We start from the raw sequence: 18,476 nt of genomic DNA on the forward strand, positions 1-18,476 counted from the left end.
CGGGCATGGAGGGTTTGGACGGGCCACCCCCAGGAATTGGGAATGATCACTTCCGTGAGTCCACAGATCTTTCGCACAGCCTGTGGATAACTTTTCCGGGCTGTGGATTCCTGTGGACAATCACGCCTCAAGTCCCGTTCCCCACAAGGAAATCCGGTCAACCCATCGTCGCCGAGGTGCCTCGTTCCGGGGACGCCGCAGCATTTCATTGACCGGCCGCACGGAACGTGAGACGCGCGTTCGGCAATAGTGGGTCGAGACCCGTCACCGCACACCGGTAGCCTTGACCGCGTGATTGACCTTCGCCTGCTCCGTGAGGACCCCGACCGTGTGCGCGCCTCTCAGCGCGCCCGTGGAGAGGACGTCGCGCTCGTCGACTCCCTCCTGTCCGCCGACGAGCGACGCAGGTCGTCCGGCGTGCGCTTCGACGAGCTGCGCGCCGAGCAGAAGGGCCTCGGCAAGCTCATCGGCAAGGCCTCCGGAGACGAGAAGGCGGAGCTGCTGAAGCGCGCCGAACAGCTGAAGACCGACGTCAAGACCGCCGACGCCGAGCGCGACGCGGCCGACGCCGAGACTCAGCAGCTGCTCCAGCGGCTCGGCAACCTCGTCCACCCCGACGTCCCCGTCGGCGGCGAGGAGGACTTCGTCACGCTGGAGACCCACGGCACGCACCGCGACTTCGCCGCCGAGGGCTTCGAGCCCCGCGACCACCTGGAGCTGGGCCAGCTGCTCGGCGCCATCGACGTCGAACGCGGCGCCAAGGTCTCCGGCTCGCGCTTCTACTTCCTGACCGGCGTCGGCGCGCTCCTGGAGCTCGCCCTGGTCAACGCGGCGATCGCCCAGGCCACGGCCGCGGGCTTCACCCCGATGCTGACCCCTGCGCTGGTCCGCCCCCAGTCGATGGCCGGCACCGGCTTCCTCGGCCAGGCCGCCCAGGACGTCTACCACCTCGACAAGGACGACCTGTACCTGGTCGGCACCTCCGAGGTCCCCCTCGCCGCGTACCACATGGACGAGATCCTCGACGCCGAGCGCCTGCCGCTGCGCTACGCCGGCTTCTCGCCCTGCTTCCGCCGCGAGGCGGGCTCGCACGGCAAGGACACCCGGGGCATCTTCCGCGTGCACCAGTTCGACAAGGTCGAGATGTTCTCCTACGTCCTCCCCGAGGACTCGCAGGCCGAGCACCAGCGCCTGCTGGAGTGGGAGAAGCAGTGGCTGACGTCGCTGGAGCTGCCGTTCCGCGTCATCGACGTCGCCTCGGCCGACCTGGGCTCCTCGGCGGCGCGCAAGTACGACTGCGAGGCGTGGATCCCGACCCAGGGCAAGTACCGCGAGCTGACCTCGACCTCGGACTGCACCGAGTTCCAGTCCCGCCGGCTGTCGATCCGGGTCCGCGAGGACAGGAAGGTGCGCCCGCTCGCCACGCTCAACGGCACGCTGTGCGCCGTCCCGCGCACGATCGTGGCGATCCTGGAGAACCACCAGCAGGCCGACGGCTCGGTGCGCGTGCCCGAGGTGCTGCGTCCGTACCTCGGTGGCCGGGAGGTCCTGGAGCCGGTGAAGAAGTGAGCGACACCGCTTCCGCCACCGGTGCCGCCGGGTCCTTCCCCTACCGGTTGATCGCGACCGATCTCGACGGCACGCTGCTGCGCGGCGACGACACGATCTCGGGGCGCACCCGGGACGCGCTCGCCGCCGCCACCTCGGCGGGCGCCGCCCACATCGTGGTGACCGGCCGCGCGGTCCCGTGGACCCGGCACATCCTCGACGACCTCGGCTACGACGGCCTCGCCGTCTGCGGCCAGGGCGCACAGGTCTACCACGCCGGGGAGCACCGGCTGCTGACCTCGGTCACGCTGGACCGCCAGCTGGCCGGGGTGGCGCTGGCCAAGATCGAGGCGGAGACCGGTCCGCTGTACCTGGCGGCGAGCCGCGACGGCCTGGACGGCGACGTCCTGGTCGGCCCGGGGTACGAGGTCGGCGGCGATCTCCCCGCGGTGCCCTTCACCGACGCCTCGGACCTGTGGTCGGCGCCGCTGAACAAGATCTACATCCAGCACCCGACCCTGTCGGACGACGAGCTGGCCGAGGCGGCCCGGCGCACCGCGGGCGGCTTCGTCACGGTGACCATGGCGGGCGCGGGCATCGTCGAACTGCTCCCCCTCGGTCTGTCCAAGGCGACCGGGCTGTCGCTGGCGGCCCGTCGGCTGGGTCTGAAGGCGGCGGACACGATCGCCTTCGGTGACATGCCCAACGACGTCCCGATGTTCGGCTGGGCCGCTCACGGCGTGGCGATGGCCAACGCCCACGAGGAGCTGAAGGCGGTGGCCGACGAGGTGACGTCCTCGAACGACGAGGACGGCATCGCGGTGGTCCTGGAGCGTCTGTCGGGCTGACCCTCCCAGCCCCGGAGCCCACGAGCCGGACGGCGCCGACGTCCCCGTCGGCCGGCCCACGCGGGGCATCCCGCGTGCTCGAAGCGGCCGCCCGATGCGCCGGCGCCGTCCGGCCTCGTGCATCCACCACAATGCCGCCGCGGAAAGCCGGGCGCCACCGAATAAAGGCGGACATACGCCGCGTCAGCTCCGGCGCCACCTGCGGCGTCTGCCCTTGCTGAAGAACCAGCCGGCGGGCGGCTCGTCGGAGCGCCACGGCTGCGGCTCCGGCTTCTCGCGGCGCCAGCGCGCGGCGAGCATCCGGGCACGGGCCGAGGGCTCGGAGGTGCCGGCCTCGCGCACGAACTCCTCGTCCAGGACGAGGCCGTCCCAGCCGTCGTCACCGGCGCTGTGCCCCGCTCCGCCCCTGGTGGCTTCCTCGCCGCCGTCCCGCGGCCGTCCGTTGCCGTCCTGCTGAGGTGTCTGGCCCGCCATCCCGGTCCTCCCAGCCCCGCCGTCCCCCGTGTGTTCCCCGTTCCCATCCCGGCCCAGTGTGCCCGGGCCGGGGTGAAGGCCCCGTCAGGTCGAGGCCGTCAGGTCGAGGCCCCGTCGGCCCGGGGCCGGCTCACTCCTCCCCGGCGAGCGTCAGCGACCTCAGCTTCTGGCCCGCGTACCAGGTGGCGAGGGCGGTCACGCCCACCAGCAGCGCGGTCGCGGTCGGCAGGCCGACGTCGGAGGTCACCAGGTTTCCGTCGGCGACCTTCTGGGCCACCGCCAGGGACCACTGCTGGACGCTCAGCGTGCGGGCGCCCGGCACCAGGGAGCCGAACAGGGCCTCCCACACGAGGGCGTAGACGAGCCCGAAGACCACCGCGTGCCGGGACACCGTGCCCAGCAGCAGGAAGAGCGCGGCGTAGGCGATGGAGGCGACCAGCGCGGCGATCGTGTAGGCGACGGCAATCTGCTGGCCGTTGCCGTTCAGGATCAGGCCGGCGAGGAACGTGGGTACGGCGGAGAAGACCATCGTCACCGCTATGGCGACGATCAGCTTGGTGAAGATGATCGTCGGCCGTTTGATCGGCTTGGACAGCAGGTACACCACCGAGCCGTCGTCGATCTCCGGACCGATCGCACCGGTGCCGGCGATGACGCCGATGATCGGCACCATGGTGGCCAGGGCGAACCCGCCCAGCACGTCCGCCGCGGTCTGGTCGTCGACTCCGGCGAGGGCGCGCACCGCGACGGCGATGACGAGCAGCAGCAGGGGCAGCACGCCGAGGATGAGGGCCCGGCGGCGGCCGAGCAGGGCTCGGTAGGTGAGCCGGGCGACTGTGGGGTCGTACATTCTTCGGCCTCCTACGCCGCGACGAGGTACGAGAAGACGGACTCGAGGGACTCGTCGGACGGCGAGACCGTGAGCAGCCTGATGCCGTGGTCGCGGGCGACCTTGGGCAGCAGGGCCGTGAACCGTCCGAAGTCGACGGCCTGGACGCGCAGCGCTCCCTCGGCGAGGTCGACCTCGATGCCGGACGTCGACGGGTCGGCGATCAGCGCGGCCGCGAGAGCGCGGTCGTCGCTGGAGCGCACCAGGTATCGGTGCGGCCGGTCGGTCATCAGGCGGCGGATCTTGCGGAAGTCGCCGCTGGCCGCGTGGCGTCCGGCGACGATCACCTCGATGTGCCAGGCGAGCTGTTCGACCTCTTCGAGGATGTGCGAGGAGAACAGCACGGTGCGGCCCTCGTCGCCCATGCGCCGCAGCAGGTCCATCAGCTGCATGCGCTGGCGCGGATCCATGCCGTTGAACGGCTCGTCGAGCAGCAGCAGCGACGGCTGGTGGACGAGGGCGGAGGCCATCTTCACGCGCTGCCGCATGCCCTTGGAGTACGTGGCGATCTTGCGGTCCTGCGCGTACTCCATCTCCACGGTGGAGAGCGCCTCCTGGGCGGCCTTGGCGCCCAGTCCGTGCAGTTCGGCGTTGGCAAGGACGAACTCGCGGCCGGTGAGGAAGTCGTACATCGCCTCCCGCTCGGGGACGATGCCGATGTGCTTGTAGATGGCCTCGTTGCGCCAGACCGGCCGGCCGTCGAGGGTGACGCTGCCGGTGGAGGGGGCGAGGAAGCCGCCCATCATGTTGATGAGGGTGGACTTTCCCGCGCCGTTGGGGCCGAGGAGGCCGGTGACGCCGGGGCCGATCGTCATGGTGATGTCGTTGACGGCGACCACGTTGCCGAACCAGCGGGAGACGTGGTCGATGCTGAGGGTGCTCACAGTCCCACCTTCTTGTAGCGGCGCATCAGCAGGCCGTAGGTGCCGACGATCAGGCCCAGGGTGACGAGGACGAAGACCAGGCCCTCGCCGTTGCTCGGGCCGACCCCGCCGGGGAAGGCCGAAGTGGCGCCGAGGAAGGCGGACTGCACCCCGTCGATGAGGGTGATGGGCGAGAACAGGCCGATCCAGGAGACGGCTCCGGAACTGCCCTGGACGTCGGCGATCGCCTGGAGCGTGGAGACCGCGCCGTAGGTGATGGTCAGGACGGCGATGACGGCCGCGATGCCGAAGCCGCGGCGCGGGGTGACCGAGGCGACGACCAGGCCGAGACCGGCGAAGAGCAGCGAGAGCAGTGCCACGGAGACGAGTCCCTGTGCGAACCCCTTGGTCTGGTCCGCGAAGTCGAGTTTGGCGAGCAGCGCGCCCACGTAGAGCACCAGCAGGGGTGCGGCGGTGAGGATGAACAGGGCCGAGGACAGCGCCGCGTACTTCGCGCGAACGTAGTCGGAGGTCTCGATCGGCCGGGAGAAGTACAGCGGCACGGTCTTGAAGCGCAGGTCGCGCGAGACGGACTGGGGGGCCTGCGAGGCGACGTACAGGCTGATGACGGCCTGGAGGACGATCGCGTAGCGCGTGTAGTCCACGGGCAGGTCGTTCGCCTTGGTCGCGACGGCGACGGCGACCATGATGGCCGCGGGCAGGCACATCACCACGAACAGCAGCATCGGCAGCACCTTGGACTTGGCCGAGCGGCCGAGGCCGTAGGCTCCGCGCAGGGACTGCGAGTACAGCGAACGGCGGGCGTAGGCGCGGCCGAGGCGGGGGCCGTCGTAGTTGCGGTAGCCGATGTTGTGGATGCGGGTCTGGTCACCCGGGACCGTGGCTGTGGGCTGTTCAGCTGCCATGGCCGACCGCCTCCTTCCGTGCTTCGTCGCTGTCCTTGAAGACCTCCGAGATGTGGTGCCGGCGCTGCTCCATCCGGACCAGGCCGAGGCCGAGGTCGGCGATGACGTCCCGGACCAGGTCGTAGGTCTCCTCGCCGGTAGCGGTGAGCAGCAGCACGTGGCCGGCGCCGGGCAGGCCGCTGCCGTCCTGGACGGTCACTCCGCGGGCGTCGAGCGCCTCGCGCACCGCGCGGGTGCCGTCGGGGTGCTCGTCGGTGTCGGTGACCTCGATGGCGAGGGTCGTCGTGTTCTGCGTGAAGTCCGTGGTGGAGCTGGAGCGCAACAGCTTGCCGCCGTCCACGACGACCACGTGGTCGCAGGTGCGTTCCAGCTCGCCCAGCAGGTGTGAGGTGACCAGGACGGAGATGCCGAAGTCGGTGTGGATGCGGCGGATGAGGCCGAGCATCTCGTCACGGCCGACCGGGTCGAGGCCGTTGGTCGGCTCGTCGAGGAAGACCAGCTGGGGGTCGTGCACCAGGGCCTGGGCGAGCTTCACGCGCTGCTTCATGCCGGTCGAGTAGCCGCCTATGGGCCGGTAGCGCTCCTCGTAGAGGCCGACGTGGCGCAGGGTGTCGGCCGTACGCTCGCGCGCGGCGGTGGGCGGCAGGCCGGACATGCGCGCCATGTGGACGACGAACTCGGTGGCCGAGACGTCGGGTGGCAGGCAGTCGTGTTCCGGCATGTAGCCCACCCGCTCGCGGATGGCGGCGCCCTTGGTGGCGACATCGAGTCCGAGCACTTCGGCCCGGCCCTCGGTGGCGGGAGACAGACCCAGAAGGATCTTGATCAGAGTGGACTTGCCGGCGCCGTTGGCACCGACGAGTCCGGTCACACCGGGTCCGACATCCACGGACAGCCGGTCGAGCGCGGTCACCCGGGGGAACCGCTTGCTCAGGCTTTCGGTCGCGATCACAGTCACATCCACGACAGTAGTGACGCGCGCCACTGAGGTCGTCAGACCGCAGAGCCGTCTTGGAGTCAGACTCGAGTATTACGGGCCCGTAGGGGATGCCGTACTTGAGAGCCACGGAGCGGGGCTCGGAGGGCCCGCCCCCCCCCCCGCCCTATTGACGTTGGGTCTAACAACTGGGAGATTCGGCGGCGTCACGTTACGAGCGAGTAGCACCGTCGGCGCGGACCGCGTCCGGACGGCTGGAACGGGGTGGCATGGCGACGGCAGTGGCGGCGGAACTCCGTGCGGAGCTGCGGGGATTCCGGGAAGTGCAGCGTCTCGCCTACGAGTGCGCCGAGGCGGTGGCGGCCCGGCTGACGCCGGGGGTGACCGAGCGCGAGGCGGCCCGGATGCAGCGCGAGTGGCTGCGGGAGCGGGGCGTGCGGGACTGGTTCCACCTGCCCTTCGCCTGGTTCGGCGACCGCACGGCGTTCACGGACTTCCGCGTTCCGCTCCAGTTCTTCCCCACCGGCCGCCGACTGGAGCCGGGGATGCCCTTCATCCTGGACATGGCCCCGGTGTACCGGGGCTTCACCGCCGACATCGGCTACTCCGGATCACTCGGCCCCAATCCGGTCCAGCACCGGCTGGCGGCCGACCTGGCGGCACACCGCGAGCTGATCCTGCGTGAGGTGCGCGAGCGCCGTTCGCTGCGGGAGATCTACGAGGACGTGGACCGGCTCATGGTCCGTCAGGGCTATGCCAACCGGCACCGCGCCTATCCCTTCGGCGTCATCGCCCACAAGGTGGACCGGGTGCGGGAGCGACGGCTGTCGCCACGCCTGTTCGGTTTCGGCACGCAGTCGCTCAAGGGCCTGGCGGGCGACGCGCTGCACGGCCACCGCGAGGGCTGGTCCCCGCTGTGGTCGCCGTACCGCTTCTCCGACCACCCGCCCCGCCCGGGGCTGTGGGCGGTCGAACCCCACCTCGGTTTCCGGGGTACCGGCGCGAAGTTCGAGGAGATCCTGGTCGTCACCGACTCCGCGGATCCCGAGGAGAGCGCCTTCTGGCTGGACGACGATCTGCCGCATGTGCGGCGCTGGGCGGAGGCGACATGACGGTGCTGGACGGAGCGCGGGAGCGCTGGGTGCGCACGGGCGGGGTCGAGCTGTGCGTGGCCGAGCTGGGCGACGAGCGGCAGCCCACGATCGTGCTGGTGCACGGCTACCCGGACAGCAAGGAGGTCTGGTCCGAGGTCGCCGGCCGCCTCGCCGACCGCTTCCACGTGGTGCTCTACGACGTGCGGGGCCACGGCCGGTCCTCGGCGCCTAGCCCGCTGCGCGGCGGGTTCACCCTGGAGAAGCTGACGGACGACTTCCTCGCGGTGGCGGACGCGGTCAGCCCGGACCGGCCCGTGCACCTGGTGGGCCACGACTGGGGCTCGGTGCAGTCCTGGGAGTTCGTCACGGCCGGCCGCACCGAGGGGCGCATCGCCTCCTTCACCTCGATGTCCGGGCCGTCCCTCGACCACTTCGGGCACTGGATCAACAAGCGCCTCAGGCGCCCCACCCCGCGCCGGGTCGGGCAGCTCCTGGGCCAGGGCGCCAAATCCTGGTACGTCTACCTGCTGCACACGCCCGTGCTGCCCGAACTGGCCTGGCGCGGCCCCCTCGGCAAGCGCTGGCCGCGCATCCTGGAGCGCGTCGAGCAGGTGCCCGGTGGCGACTACCCGACCGCGTCCCTGCCGACGGACGCGGCGCACGGGGCATGGCTCTACCGGGACAACGTCCGGCCCCGGCTGCGGCGACCGCGCGACGACGCCTACGCGCACGCGCCCGTGCAGCTCATCACGCCCCTCGGCGACGCGTTCCTGTCGGAGCGGCTCTACGACGGGCTGGAGGAGTGGGCGCCCCGGCTGACCCGCCGCACGCTGCCCGCCAGACACTGGGTGCCGCGCACCCGGCCGGACCGGCTGGCGGACTGGATCACGGAGTTCGTCACCTCCACCGAGGACGGACGGTCCGAGACGGCCCCGAAGGGCAGGCACGCCGACCGCTTCGGCGGACAGCTGGTGCTGGTCACCGGGGCGGGCAACGGCATCGGGCGGGCCACGGCGTTCGCGTTCGCCGAGGCCGGAGCGCGCGTGGTGGCCGTCGACCGGGACGCCGAGTCCGCCGCCCGCACCGCGGAGCTGTCCAGGCTGATCGGCGCGCCGGACGCCTGGGCCGAGACCGTCGACGTCTCCGACGAACAGGCGATGGAGAAGCTGGCGGCCAAGGTCGCCGCCGAGTACGGCGTGCTGGACGTGCTCGTGAACAACGCCGGGATCGGGCTGTCGGGCTCCTTCTTCGACACCACCGCGGAGGACTGGCGGAAGGTCCTCGACGTCAACCTGTGGGGCGTGATCCACGGCTGCCGTCTGTTCGGCCGGCAGATGGCCGAGCGCGGGCAGGGCGGCCACATCGTCAACACCGCGTCGGCGGCGGCCTTCCAGCCCTCGCGGGCCCTGCCCGCGTACAGCACGTCCAAGGCGGCCGTGCTGATGCTGAGCGAGTGCCTGCGGGCCGAACTGGCCGGGCAGGGCATCGGGGTCACGGCGATCTGCCCCGGCCTCGTCAACACCAACATCACCTCGACGGCGCGCTTCGCGGGGGTGGACGCCGACGAGGAGAGGCGGCGTCAGCAGCGCAGTGCGCGGTTGTACGGGATGCGCAACTACCCGCCGGAGAAGGTGGCCGACGCGGTGCTGGAAGCCGTCGTGCACAACAGTGCCGTCGTCCCCGTGACGCCGGAGGCGCGCGGAGCACACCTCATGTCCCGCTTCGCCCCGCGGGTGTTGAGGCGCCTCGCACGGGTGAAGCCACCGCTCTAGTTTCCACAGGAAAGCCCAACCGGTCTGTGGATAACTTGACTTGACTGTGGATCAAACCTCGGGGGCAAAATCGATCGCGTGAAGCGTGTCTCTCTCGGCAGGCTGGTTCCATGCAACACGAACACAGACCCGAACGCAGAAGTGAGCAGATCGACGACAGACGCACCGTGAAGGTGTCCAAGTACCTGTCGAAACATCTGCGCCACCAGCCGGAGCGCATCGGCCTCACCCTCGACGCGGCCGGCTGGACCGAGATCGAGACGCTGATCGCCGCGGCGTCCGCGCACGGCTTCCACTTCACCCGCGAAGAGCTCGACCACGTGGTGGCCACGAACGACAAGCGGCGGTTCGCCGTCGAGGGCACCCGGATCCGTGCCAGCCAGGGGCACAGCGTCGACGTGGATCTCGGACTGCCCGCGGCGACCCCGCCCCCGTACCTCTACCACGGGACCGTGGCCCGCCACCTGGACGCGATCCGGGCCGAGGGACTGCGGCCGATGAACCGGCACGACGTGCACCTCTCGCCGGACCGCGAGACCGCCACCCGGGTCGGCTCCCGCCGCGGCCGGCCGGTCGTACTCTCGGTGGACACCGTGGCCATGCACCGCGACGGCCACGTCTTCCACGTCAGCGCGAACGGCGTCTGGCTGACGCGGGCCGTTCCCCCGCAGTACCTGCGCTTCCCCTCCGGACACTGACCCCGCGTCGCATGCGGTGACAGCGGGTGATGTTTCACGTGAAACGGGGTCGGCCGCTTAGGCTCGGGGGCATGAGTCTGCGCCTGAGCACCGTGATCCTTCCGTACCGCCGCTGGCACGAAGGCGGACGTTCGTCCTGGACGGGTGCCGAGCAGCTCGGTTTCCACACCGCGTACACCTACGACCACCTGTCCTGGCGGAGCTTCCGGGACGGCCCGTGGTTCGGTGCCGTGCCGACACTCACCGCCGCCGCGGCGGTCACCGAGCGGCTGCGGCTGGGGACCCTGGTCACCTCCCCGAACTTCCGGCATCCGGTGACGCTCGCCAAGGAACTGATCTCCCTCGATGACATCTCCGGTGGCCGTATCACCCTGGGCATAGGAGCGGGCGGCACCGGCTTCGACGCCACCGCGCTCGGTCAGGAGCCGTGGACGCCGCGTGAGCGGGCCGACCGGTTCGGCGAGTTCCTTCCCCTGCTCGACCGGCTGCTGACGGAGGACGCCGTCTCGTACGAGGGCGACTTCTACTCCGCCCATGAGGCGCGCAACATCCCCGGCTGTGTGCAGCGGCCCCGGCTGCCGTTCGCGGTGGCGGCGACCGGTCCGCGCGGGCTGCGGCTCGCGGCACAGTACGGACAGGCGTGGGTGACCACCGGCGACCCGAAGCTCTATGAGAACGGCACCCCCGAGCAGTCCGACCGGGCGTTGCGGCAGCAGAGCGACAAGCTCGCCGACGCCTGTGCCGCGATCGGCCGCGACGTGGGCGAACTGGACCGGGTCCTGCTGACCGGTTTCACCCCGGACCGCAGCCGCCCGCTGGAGTCCGTCGACGCCTTCGTGGACTTCGCCGGCCGCCACCGCGATCTGGGCTTCACCGAGCTGGTCGTCCACTGGCCGATCGCCGACTCGGACTTCACCGCCGACGAGAAGATCTTCGAGCGGATCGCCATGGAGGCCCCGGCGCAGCTGAAGGTCTGAGAGCCGTAGCTCACAGATGTGCGGACCGCCGCACGGGCGTGCACGCATGTGCGTGACAATGGCCCGGTGACCTCAGCGACCCGACAGCCCGAGCCCCCGGCCGCCACCACCCGCCCGCGGCTCATCGCCACCGACCTCGACGGCACCCTGCTGCGCGACGACAAGTCGGTCTCCCCGCGCACGGTCGCCGCACTGGCCGCCGCGGAGAAGGCGGGTATCGAGGTCTTCTTCGTCACCGGCCGCCCCGCCCGCTGGATGGACGTCGTCAGCGCCCACGTCCACGGTCACGGGCTCGCCATCTGCGGCAACGGCGCCGCCGTGGTCGACCTGCACGGCGGCCCGGGCGCCCACCGCTTCGTGAAGGTGCGGGAGCTGGCCCGCGAGAACGCGCTGGACGCCGTACGTCTGCTGCGCGAGGCCGCGCCCGGCACGGTGTACGCGGTCGAGCAGACGTACGGCTTCCACCAGGAACCCGCGTACCCGAAGCTGCACATGGAGGTGCCCGACGACCTCCTGCCCGCCGAGGAGATCCTGGCCCCCGGCGGTCGCGCCGCCGACGAGCCGGTCCTCAAGATCCTGGCCTTCCACCCCGATCTGGACCCCGACGGCTTCCTCACCGTGGCGCGCCTCGCCATCGGCGACCGTGCCAACGTCACCCGCTCCAGCCCCAGCGCCCTGCTGGAGATCAGCGGGCCGGAGGTGTCCAAGGCCAGCACGCTCGCCCTGTGCTGTGCCGAACGCGGCATCTCGCACGAAGAGGTCGTCGCCTTCGGAGACATGCCGAACGACGTGGAGATGCTGACCTGGGCGGGACGGTCGTACGCGATGGGCAACGCGCACCCGGACGTGATCGCCGCCGCGTCGGGGCGGACGGTCGCCAACAACGAGGACGGCGTGGCGGTCGTCATCGAGCGGCTGCTCGCCGGCCTGGACTGACCCCCGCGCCCGCGTCAGATCAGAGGGAAACTCCTCGCTGCGACAGCCACGGCACCGGGTCCAGAGCGGAGCCCGTCTCCGGCGTCACCCGTACCTCGAAGTGCAGGTGCGGTCCGGTGGAGTTGCCGGTACTGCCCGACTGCCCGACCCACTGTCCCGGACTGACCCGGTCGCCCTGGTCGACGGAGACCGAGGCGAGATGGGCGTACTGCGTGTAGTAGCCGCCCGCGTGCTGGACGACGACCTGGATGCCGAAGGCGCCGCCGCAGGTCACCTGCACCACCCGCCCCGTACCGACCGACCCCACCGGCGTCCCGACCGGTACCGCGAAGTCCTGGCCGGTGTGCCGGTGCGCCCACCGCGAGCCGCCGCTGCCGAAGGATGCCGACAGCTCGTACGCCTCCACCGGCGCCACCCAGGGGCGGCCGAGGGGCAGGTCCCGCTGGTCGAGGCGGACCGCGCCGGGGCACGAGCCGGCCGCGACGGAGGCGTCCGCCCGTCCCTCCAGCCGCGCACGCGCCGCCTCCAGCTTCCCCTCGATCCTGGTCTTCAGCGCCGCCAGATCGGCGTTGCGCTTCTCCAGCGCCTGCCAGGCCGCCTGCGCCTTAGCCTCGTCGGCCGCGAGCCGGGCCTCGGCCCGTAGACTCTTGCCGATGGCCTTGTTGACCGCCAGGTCCGCGCGCGTGAACGCCCGCTGACCGCGCATCAGCTCGTCCGGGTCGTCCGCGAGGAACATCCGCGCCGTGAGAGGGAGCCCACCGCCGCCGCGGTACTGGGCGCGGGCGATCCGGCCCAGGTCCGCATGCATGGCGTCGATCCTCTGCCGCTGTTCGTCCAGCCGCTTCTCGTACGCCAGCGCCTTCGCCCGCTGTGCCTCGGCCTCGCGCCGCCCCTCCTCGTATCGCTGGGTCGCCTTGGCCGCGTCCTCGTACAGGCGTGCCACCTCCGGGCCCGGGTCGGCACCCGATCCGGCGTCCGTGCCGTCGGCGGGGCGGGCTGCGAGCACGGCGAGCGCGCACAGCAACACCGGAACGAGAAGCGGATGTCGGCGGGATGAGCGCATGTCAGCGATCGTGGACCGTGCCGGGCCGCCGGGCCTCCTTCACGTCGTACGAGTGGGGGAACCGTTGCTGCACACGGCTCAGCGCGACTGCTGCAACCGGGGCAACGGCGCCCCGGCGACGTTCAGTACGGCGCCTCCCACCACACCGTCGTACCGCCGCCGTCCGGCCCGATGCCCGGGCCGAGCCGGCTGGTGCCGCCCACCGTCTCGGCGCGGCGCTCCAGATTGTGCAGGCCGCTGCGCCGGCCGCCCTCGGGGATGCCGACCCCGTCGTCCGCGACGGTCAGCCGCACGCCGGGCCGCCCGTCAGGCAGGGTCGCCGTCGCGTCCACGGCCACCTCGATCCGCGTGGCGTGGGCGTGCCGGAAGGCGTTGGACAGGGTCTCGCGCAGCGCGGCGATGAGGTTCTTGCCGGTCAGCTCGCCGACGGCGGTGTCGACCGGGCCGACGAAGCGGTGCGCGGGCGTGAAGCCCAGCGGTACGGCGGCCATGGTGATCTCGCGCAGCATGCGGGTGCGCAGGCCCGCCGGTGCTTCGGCGGGCTGCTGCAGGGCGAAGATCGCCGAGCGGATCTCCTGGATGGTGACGTCGAGTTCGTCGACGGCGCCGCCGACGCCGTCGCGCACCTCGGGCGCCGTCGCCCTGCGCTGGGCGCTCTCCAGCATCATCCCCGTCGCGAACAGGCGCTGGATGACGAGGTCGTGCAGGTCCCGGGCGATGCGGTCCCGGTCCTCGTACACGGCGAGCCGTTCCCGGTCGCGCTGGGCGTCGGCCATCATCAGCGCCAGCGCGGCCTGCGCGGCGAACCGGTCGCCGAGCGCGCGCTCCGTCCGCGAGAACGGGCGCTCCCCCCGGGCGCGAGGCATGACGAGGCCGCCAAGAATTCTCCCGTCCCGGCACAGCGGCAGCAGCATGATCGGCCCGTAGGCGCGCACCGGTCCGGCGTCCAGACGCGGGTCGGTGGCGGCGTCGTCCACGAACACGGGACGGCCGGCGAGGAGTTCGGAGACGATGCCGTTCTCCGGGGGGATGATCTTGCCGAGGGCGTTGGTGCGGTGCGATGCGGCGACCGCCACGATCTCCAGGCCGCCCCCGTCGGCAGGCAGCAGCACGATGCCGGCGGCCGCTCCGGAGAGCCGACGGGCCTGCTCGGCAACGGTCTGGAGGGCGTCGTCGGTGTCACCGCCGGACAGCAGCGCCGTGGTGACGGCGACCGACCCGTCGATCCACCGCTCCCGCTGCTGTGCGGCCTCGTACAGTCGCGCGTTGCCGACGGCGATGCCGGCCTCGGTGGCGAGGACCCGGACCATGGCGAGGTCGTGGTCGTTGAACGGCTCGCCCGTGTGCTTGTCGGTCAGGTAGAGATTGCCGAAGACCTGCTCCTGCACCCGGATGGGGACCCCGAGGAAGCTCCGCATCGGAGGGTGGTTGTCGGGGAGGCCGCACGCGCGCGGATCCTCGGTCAGGTCGGCGAGCCGGACCGGCTCGGGGTCGACCATGAGGGCACCGAGCAGCCCTTTGCGGCCGCCGGGGAGGTGGCCGACGCGCCGGACGGTCGCCTCGTCGAGGCCGTGGTGCACGAAGTCGGCGAGTCCGTCCCCGTCCTCGTCGACGACTCCGATGGCCGCGTACCGGGCGTTCGCCAGCTCGGCGGCCGTCTCGCAGATCCGTTTCAGCGTCGAGTGCAGCTCCAGTCCACTGCCGACGGAACGCATCGCCTCCAGCAGTTTCGGCACCCGCGCCAGCAGCTCGGCGGAGGCACCCTCGCGGGGCGGCGGGGGGCCGGGGGGCGGCGCTGGGTGCATGACCCGAGCCTAATGAGACCCTTTTGTTCAGGAAAGTCGGATTACCGAAGATTTTCTGAACCGCGCTCGTGCTCGCGCCCACGCCCGTGCTCGTGCCCGCCGCCCGTGCCCGTGCCTGTGACCGCGCCTACGGCCGTGTCTGTGCCACCAGCAGCTCCGCCGCCGCCTCCCTCCCGGCCATCTCCCGCAGCGGGCCCGGCACGGCCGCCAGTTCCGCGTACGTCCCCCGCTGCACGACCCGGCCCCGGTCCAGCACGAGCACCTCGTCCACGGCCCGCAAGCCCGCCAGCCGGTGCGTGATCAGCAGAGTCGTCCGGCCCTCGGTGGCGGCCAGCAGATCGGCGGTGAGCGCGTCCGCGGTCGGCAGGTCGAGGTGTTCGGCGGGCTCGTCGAGCACCAGGACCGGGAAGTCGGCGAGCAGCGCCCGGGCCAGGGCCAGCCGCTGCCGCTGGCCGCCGGACAGCCTGGCCCCGTGCGCACCGACCAGGGTGTCCAGGCCGTCGGGCAGGCTGTCGGCCCACTCCAGCAGCCGGGCCCGGGCCAGCGCGTCCCGCAGTTCGCTCTCGGTGGCGTCCTTCCTGGCCAGCAGCAGGTTCTCGCGCACCGAGCTGTCGAAGAGGTGAGCGTCCTGGGCGCACAGCCCGACGAGGCGCCGCACGTCGTCACCGGCCAGGGCGTACGCGTCCACCCCGGCCAGCGTGTAGGAGCCGGCGTCCGCGTCGAGGAAGCGCAGCAGCGTCTGGGCGAGCGTGGTCTTGCCGGAGCCGGACGGCCCGACCACGGCGACGCGGCGTCCCTCGGCGAGCGTGAGGTCCAGGCCCGCCAGGGCGTCCCGGTCCTGCCCGGCGTGCCGTGCGGCCAGTCCCCTCAGGACCACCGGGAACGGCGAGGAGGGAGCCTGCCGGGGTGTCTCCGGTTCCCGTACCGGCTCGGGGGCGTCGAGGACCTCGTACACGCGCTCGGCGCTCCTGCTCACCCGCTGCCGGTACTGCACGGCCAGCGGCAGCCCGAGTACGGCCTCGAAGGCGGCCAGTGGCGTGAGGACGACGACGGCCATGGCCACGCCTGCGAGCCGGTCGGCGGCCACCGCCTGGGCGCCGACGAGGGCGGCACCCGCGACGGTCAGGCCGGTGATGAGCGCGGTGAGTCCGTCGCCCAGCGCGGTGGCGGTGGCGGCGCGGGAGGCGATCCGGGTGAGCGTGCCGTCGGCGCGCCGTGCCTCCGCGGCCCGGCCGGGCAGGGCTCCGGCGACGGTCAGCTCCGCGGTGCCGGTCAGCAGGTCGGCCACCCGGGTGGCGAGCACGCCCCGGGCGGGGGCGAGCCTGCGCTCGGCCCGCCGGGCCACCGCCCCGGTCACCAGCGGGACGCCGACGCCGGCCGCCAGCAGTCCGGCCGCGAGGACCGCACCGGCCTCCGGCAGCAGCCAGGCCGTGAACCCGATCGAAGCGGCGGAGACCACGACCGCGCCACCGGCGGGCAGCAGCCACCGCAGCCAGTAGTCCTGCAGGGCGTCGACATCGGCGACGAGCCGGGACAGCAGGTCGCCCCGGCGGGTGCGGCGCAGTCCCGCGGGCGCCAGGCGCTCCAGCCGCCGGTACACCGCGACCCGGGTGTCGGCCAGCATCCGCAGCACGGCGTCGTGCGTCACGAGCCGCTCCGCGTAGCGGAACACGGCCCGCCCGATCCCGAAGGCGCGCGTCGCCGTGACGGCCACCATCAGGTACAGCACCGGCGGCTGCTCGGAGGCCCGTGAGATGAGGTACCCGGAGGTGGCCATCAGGCCCACGGCACTGCCCAGCGCCAGGCTGCCGAGCAGCAGCCCGAGGCCGAGGCGTCCGCGCCGGGCGGCGGACATGGCACGGACCCGTGCAAGGACGCCGCCCCGGGCCTCCACCATGGGCGCTGGGACGTCCGGAGCGACGGAGACAGCGGATACGGCGGTCTCCTCGGCACCACGTGCGCCCGGTACGGGAAGGGTGCCGTCGGACAGGTCGGCGGGCGCCGGTTCCGCGAGCCGCACCACCCGGTCGGCCACCTCCAGCAGCGCCGGGCGGTGCACCACCAGCAGCACCGTCCGCCCCTCCGCGAGCCTGCGCACGGCGGCCACGACCTCGGCCTCGGTGGCCCCGTCCAGGGCCGCCGTCGGCTCGTCAAGCAGCAGCACCGGCCGGTCCGCGAGGAACGCCCGGGCCAGCGCGAGCCGCTGCCGCTGCCCGGCGGACAGCCCCGTCCCGTCCTCGCCGAGGACGGTCGCCGTGCCGTCGGGCAGCGCGTCCACGAACTCCAGCGCGCCCGCGTCCCGCAACGCACGGCACACGGCGAGGTCGTCGGCGTCGGGCCGGGCCAGGCGTACGTTCTCCGCGATGGTCCCGGCGTACAGGTGCGGGTGCTGCGGCACCCAGGCGACCTGGGCGTGCCACTGCGCAGGGTCGAGCGAGGAGAGGTCGGTCCCGCCGATCCGGATCCGCCCCGCGCTCGGGGTCACGAAACCGAGGAGGGCGTTGACCAGCGTCGACTTGCCCGCTCCGCTCGGGCCGACGAGTGCGACCGTCTCTCCGGGCTCGACGGTGAGGCTCACGTCCGTGACGGCGTCCACGGAGCGTCCGGGGTAGCGGACCGTGACGTCCTCGAAGGCGAGGGCGCCGTGGGCCGGAACCGGGGTGTTCCCGGATGCCGGTACGGGGCGTTCCAGGACCTCGAAGATCTCCTCGGCGGCGGCGAGCCCCTCGGCGGCCGCGTGGTACTGCGCCCCCACCTGCCGCAGCGGCAGGTAGGCCTCGGGCGCGAGGACGAGGACGACCAGGCCGTCGTACAGGGCCATGTCCCCGTGGACGAGCCGCATGCCGATGGTGACCGCCACCAGGGCCACGGACAGGGTGGCGAGCAGTTCCAGCGCGAAGGACGACAGGAAGGCGATCCGCAGCGTGCGCATGGTCGCCTGCCGGTACTCACCAGTGATGCGCTTGATCGACTCGGCCTGGGCCTTGGCCCGTCCGAAGACCTTCAGCGTCGGCAGTCCCGCGACCACGTCCAGGAAGTGCCCGGACAGCCGGGACAGCAGTCGCCACTGACGGTCCATCCGGGACTGGGTGGCCCAGCCGATCAGCACCATGAAGACCGGGATGAGCGGCAGGGTCCCGACGATGATGGCCGCCGAGACCCAGTCCTCGGTGACGATGCGGGCCAGCACCGCCACGGGTACGACCACCGCGAGGCCCAACTGCGGCAGATAGCGCGCGAAGTAGTCGTCGAGGACGTCGACGCCGCGGGTGGCCAGGGCGACCAGCGAGCCGGTCCGCTGTCCGCTCAGCCGGCCGAGCGCCGTGGCCCGCTCCAGCAGCCGGCCCCGCAGCTCCGACTTCACCGCCGCGCTCGCCCGGTGGGCGGCCAGTTCGGTGAGCCAGCCGACCAGCGCGCGCCCACAGGCCACGGCGACCAGCAGGAGCAGAGGGGTGCGGAGTTCGGCGGCGGTCATGGAGTGCTGGAAGGCGCCCACCACCACCTCGGCGATGAGCATCGCCTGCGCGACGAGCAGTCCCGCCCCGACGGCTCCGAGGACGACGACGGCCGTGAGGAAGAGCCGGGTGGCGCGGGCGTACCGCAGAAGGCGTGGATCGATGGGTTTCACGTGAAACAGACCTCCCCG

At 72.2% G+C, this 18,476-nt stretch carries 15 protein-coding genes; 7 read left to right on the forward strand and 8 right to left on the reverse strand.

The window, feature by feature from the left end; translation table 11 throughout:
- Positions 1-291 precede the first annotated feature (291 nt).
- Together serS and ACGF3J_RS15085 are read left to right on the forward strand one after the other, a co-directional pair.
- Positions 292-1,569 (forward strand): serine--tRNA ligase, encoded by a 1,278-nt coding sequence (gene serS, locus ACGF3J_RS15080; RefSeq protein WP_393854197.1) that lies wholly within the window; start codon positions 292-294, stop codon positions 1,567-1,569.
- A complete protein-coding gene (locus ACGF3J_RS15085) occupies positions 1,566-2,396 on the forward strand; it encodes an HAD family hydrolase (protein WP_161332105.1) in 831 nt (276 codons plus the stop codon). The genes serS and ACGF3J_RS15085 overlap by 4 nt, the downstream gene beginning before the upstream one ends.
- Before the next feature lie 183 nt (positions 2,397-2,579).
- Here the strand turns inward: ACGF3J_RS15085 and ACGF3J_RS15090 are convergent, their stop codons facing one another.
- The 5 genes from ACGF3J_RS15090 to ACGF3J_RS15110 form a co-directional block, all read right to left on the reverse strand.
- Positions 2,580-2,870, reverse strand: coding sequence for a hypothetical protein (locus ACGF3J_RS15090; RefSeq protein WP_161332104.1), 291 nt, complete (start codon positions 2,868-2,870; stop codon positions 2,580-2,582).
- Between the two features lie 130 nt (positions 2,871-3,000).
- Positions 3,001-3,720 carry an ABC transporter permease subunit gene (locus ACGF3J_RS15095; protein WP_161332103.1) on the reverse strand — a complete coding sequence of 240 codons (720 nt, stop codon included), beginning with the start codon at positions 3,718-3,720 and terminating at the stop codon, positions 3,001-3,003.
- Between the two features lie 11 nt (positions 3,721-3,731).
- Positions 3,732-4,643, reverse strand: a complete 912-nt coding sequence (locus ACGF3J_RS15100) for an ABC transporter ATP-binding protein (RefSeq protein WP_122616505.1) — start codon at positions 4,641-4,643, stop codon at positions 3,732-3,734.
- A complete protein-coding gene (locus ACGF3J_RS15105) occupies positions 4,640-5,548 on the reverse strand; it encodes an ABC transporter permease (protein ID WP_161332102.1) in 909 nt (302 codons plus the stop codon). Before ACGF3J_RS15105 ends, ACGF3J_RS15100 begins: the two co-directional genes overlap by 4 nt.
- Positions 5,538-6,500, reverse strand: a complete 963-nt coding sequence (locus ACGF3J_RS15110) for an ABC transporter ATP-binding protein (protein ID WP_161332101.1) — start codon at positions 6,498-6,500, stop codon at positions 5,538-5,540. The genes ACGF3J_RS15105 and ACGF3J_RS15110 overlap by 11 nt, the downstream gene beginning before the upstream one ends.
- 254 nt (positions 6,501-6,754) lie before the next feature.
- Here ACGF3J_RS15110 and ACGF3J_RS15115 point away from each other — a divergent pair, with 254 nt between their 5' ends.
- From ACGF3J_RS15115 to ACGF3J_RS15135, 5 genes are all read left to right on the forward strand, one after another.
- Entirely contained in the window at positions 6,755-7,597 is an 843-nt protein-coding gene (locus ACGF3J_RS15115) for a M24 family metallopeptidase (protein WP_161332100.1), read from the forward strand.
- A complete protein-coding gene (locus ACGF3J_RS15120) occupies positions 7,594-9,351 on the forward strand; it encodes an SDR family oxidoreductase (protein ID WP_161332099.1) in 1,758 nt (585 codons plus the stop codon). Before ACGF3J_RS15115 ends, ACGF3J_RS15120 begins: the two co-directional genes overlap by 4 nt.
- Before the next feature lie 110 nt (positions 9,352-9,461).
- On the forward strand, positions 9,462-10,049 hold the full coding sequence (locus ACGF3J_RS15125) for an RNA 2'-phosphotransferase (protein ID WP_161332098.1): 588 nt from the start codon (positions 9,462-9,464) through the stop codon (positions 10,047-10,049).
- A gap of 71 nt (positions 10,050-10,120) precedes the next feature.
- Positions 10,121-11,026 (forward strand): LLM class flavin-dependent oxidoreductase, encoded by a 906-nt coding sequence (locus ACGF3J_RS15130; protein ID WP_161332097.1) that lies wholly within the window; start codon positions 10,121-10,123, stop codon positions 11,024-11,026.
- Positions 11,027-11,074: 48 nt separating this feature from the next.
- Positions 11,075-11,962: a Cof-type HAD-IIB family hydrolase gene (locus tag ACGF3J_RS15135; RefSeq protein WP_161332096.1), complete on the forward strand. Its 888-nt coding sequence runs from the start codon at positions 11,075-11,077 to the stop codon at positions 11,960-11,962.
- Positions 11,963-11,981: 19 nt separating this feature from the next.
- Here ACGF3J_RS15135 and ACGF3J_RS15140 read toward each other — a convergent pair whose 3' ends face one another.
- The 3 genes from ACGF3J_RS15140 to cydD form a co-directional block, all read right to left on the reverse strand.
- Positions 11,982-13,025 (reverse strand): M23 family metallopeptidase, encoded by a 1,044-nt coding sequence (locus tag ACGF3J_RS15140; RefSeq protein ID WP_161332095.1) that lies wholly within the window; start codon positions 13,023-13,025, stop codon positions 11,982-11,984.
- 122 nt (positions 13,026-13,147) lie between these two features.
- Positions 13,148-14,830, reverse strand: coding sequence for a GAF domain-containing sensor histidine kinase (locus tag ACGF3J_RS15145; protein ID WP_161332094.1), 1,683 nt, complete (start codon positions 14,828-14,830; stop codon positions 13,148-13,150).
- A 127-nt stretch (positions 14,831-14,957) separates the two neighbouring features.
- Positions 14,958-18,458 carry a thiol reductant ABC exporter subunit CydD gene (gene cydD, locus ACGF3J_RS15150; protein ID WP_393854198.1) on the reverse strand — a complete coding sequence of 1,167 codons (3,501 nt, stop codon included), beginning with the start codon at positions 18,456-18,458 and terminating at the stop codon, positions 14,958-14,960.
- Positions 18,459-18,476: the final 18 nt, after the last annotated feature.

It is taken from the genome of Streptomyces sp. NPDC048171, from assembly GCF_043202655.1.
Taxonomy (GTDB): Bacteria; Actinomycetota; Actinomycetes; order Streptomycetales; family Streptomycetaceae; genus Streptomyces.

What these genes read in the sequence shown, in the direction of transcription:
- ACGF3J_RS15145 (WP_161332094.1), bottom strand. Translation starts at nt 14,830, where the DNA reads ATGCACCCAGCGCCGCCCCCCGGCCCCCCGCCGCCCCGCGAGGGTGCC.
- ACGF3J_RS15090 (WP_161332104.1), bottom strand. Translation starts at nt 2,870, where the DNA reads ATGGCGGGCCAGACACCTCAGCAGGACGGCAACGGACGGCCGCGGGAC.
- ACGF3J_RS15120 (WP_161332099.1), top strand. Translation starts at nt 7,594, where the DNA reads ATGACGGTGCTGGACGGAGCGCGGGAGCGCTGGGTGCGCACGGGCGGG.
- ACGF3J_RS15095 (WP_161332103.1), bottom strand. Translation starts at nt 3,720, where the DNA reads ATGTACGACCCCACAGTCGCCCGGCTCACCTACCGAGCCCTGCTCGGC.
- ACGF3J_RS15125 (WP_161332098.1), top strand. Translation starts at nt 9,462, where the DNA reads ATGCAACACGAACACAGACCCGAACGCAGAAGTGAGCAGATCGACGAC.
- ACGF3J_RS15140 (WP_161332095.1), bottom strand. Translation starts at nt 13,025, where the DNA reads ATGCGCTCATCCCGCCGACATCCGCTTCTCGTTCCGGTGTTGCTGTGC.
- ACGF3J_RS15130 (WP_161332097.1), top strand. Translation starts at nt 10,121, where the DNA reads ATGAGTCTGCGCCTGAGCACCGTGATCCTTCCGTACCGCCGCTGGCAC.
- ACGF3J_RS15115 (WP_161332100.1), top strand. Translation starts at nt 6,755, where the DNA reads ATGGCGACGGCAGTGGCGGCGGAACTCCGTGCGGAGCTGCGGGGATTC.
- ACGF3J_RS15105 (WP_161332102.1), bottom strand. Translation starts at nt 5,548, where the DNA reads ATGGCAGCTGAACAGCCCACAGCCACGGTCCCGGGTGACCAGACCCGC.